A 1,460-nucleotide genomic window follows, 5' to 3' on the forward strand; every position below is an offset into this window, starting at 1 on the left:
GACCGCGTGGATCTTGGTCGTGAGACCGCCTCGGGAGCGACCGAGGCAGTGATCCAGATCCCCCTTTTTGCCGTCGCAGCCTGCTGGTGCGCCCGGATGGAAGTGCTGTCGATCATCTGGATGTCGCCGTCGTACGAAGCCGTGATGGCGTCCATCAGCCGGTCCCAAACGCCAGCTTTGCGCCAGCGGGAAAAGCGGTTGTAGCAAGTCGTGCGGGGGGACTGTCAGGATTTCCGTGTGCGGCCGGGCGGTTGATCATCAGGCCGCCATGGCTCTGATGAAACGTTCGCCGAAGATCACGGCAAATTGCGCCTTCGCCATGGTCCACTCACGTGGTGGCATCTTCCACTCTTTCTCCGACCGATTCAAGATCAGGTAGAGCAGCTTGGTGGCGGCCTCGTCGCTGGGGAAGTGTCCCCTGGCCCTGACAGCCCGCCTGAGCTTCGAGTTCAAAGCTTCGATGGCGTTCGTAGTGTAGATGATCCGGCGGACGCCCTCGGGAAAGGCGAAGAACGGGATCACCTGGTCCCAGTGTCGCCGCCAGCTTATGGCGATGGCCGGGTGTTTCTGGCCCCAGGGGCCTGCCTCGAACGCCTCCAGCGCAGCCATGCCGGCCTCGGGCGTCTCGGCACGGTAGACGCCGCGCAACGCCTGGGCGATGAACTTGCGCTCTTTCCAGGACGCAAAGCTCATGCTGTTGCGGATCAGATGGACGATGCAGGTCTGGACGATGGCCTCGGGGAAGACAGCGTTGATCGCCTCCGGGAACCCCTTCAGGCCGTCGACGACGGCGATCAGGATGTCGGCGACGCCGCGGTTCCTGAGCTCGTTCATGACGCGCAGCCAGAATTTGGCCCCCTCGGTCTGCTCGATCCAGATGCCGAGCACCTCCTTGGTCCCGTCCGGCTGAATGCCCAGCGCGATGTAGACCGCCTTGTTGCGGACGAACCCTTCGTCGCGGATCTTCACCCGGATCGCGTCGAAAAACACCAGCGGATAGCAGGCGTCGAGCGGCCGACCCTGCCATTCGGCAACCGTCTCCAGCACCGCATCGGTGACGGTCGAGATCAGGTCCGGCGAGACGTCGATCCCGTACAGCTCCTCGAGGTGCCCGCGGATTTCGCGCACCGTCATCCCGCGCGCGTACATCGAGACGATCTTGTCGTCGAAGTCGGGGAAACGGCGCTGGTATTTGGCGATGAGCTTCGGGTCGAACGTCCCCGCCCGGTCGCGTGGCACGTCCAGCGTCACCTTCGATGTGCCCGTCAGCATCGTCTTCCTCGATGACCCGTTGCGCCGGTTGATGGTGCCTGCGGCGCCTTCGCTTTCCAGATGATCGTCGAGCTCAGCCGACAGCATCCGCTCCGACAACGCCTTCTTCAGCTCGTCGAGCAGACCGTCCTTTGCAAACAGCTCCTGCGGGTCACGACCAGCCAGAAGCTGGTCCAAAACGTCCTTGT

Annotated in this window: 1 protein-coding gene and 1 pseudogene; both read right to left on the reverse strand. The window is 63.3% G+C overall.

Annotation, left to right across the window (positions count from 1 at the left end; genetic code table 11):
• Positions 1-218, reverse strand: a pseudogene (locus VX037_RS23680) (IS5/IS1182 family transposase); the annotation flags it as partial.
• Between the two features lie 40 nt (positions 219-258).
• Positions 259-1,460 (reverse strand): IS256 family transposase (locus VX037_RS23685; protein WP_328716103.1); only part of this gene is annotated, 1,202 nt, incomplete at its 5' end.

Source organism: Gordonia sp. Z-3 (genome assembly GCF_036233855.1).
In the GTDB taxonomy this organism is placed as follows: Bacteria; Actinomycetota; Actinomycetes; order Mycobacteriales; family Mycobacteriaceae; genus Gordonia; species Gordonia tangerina.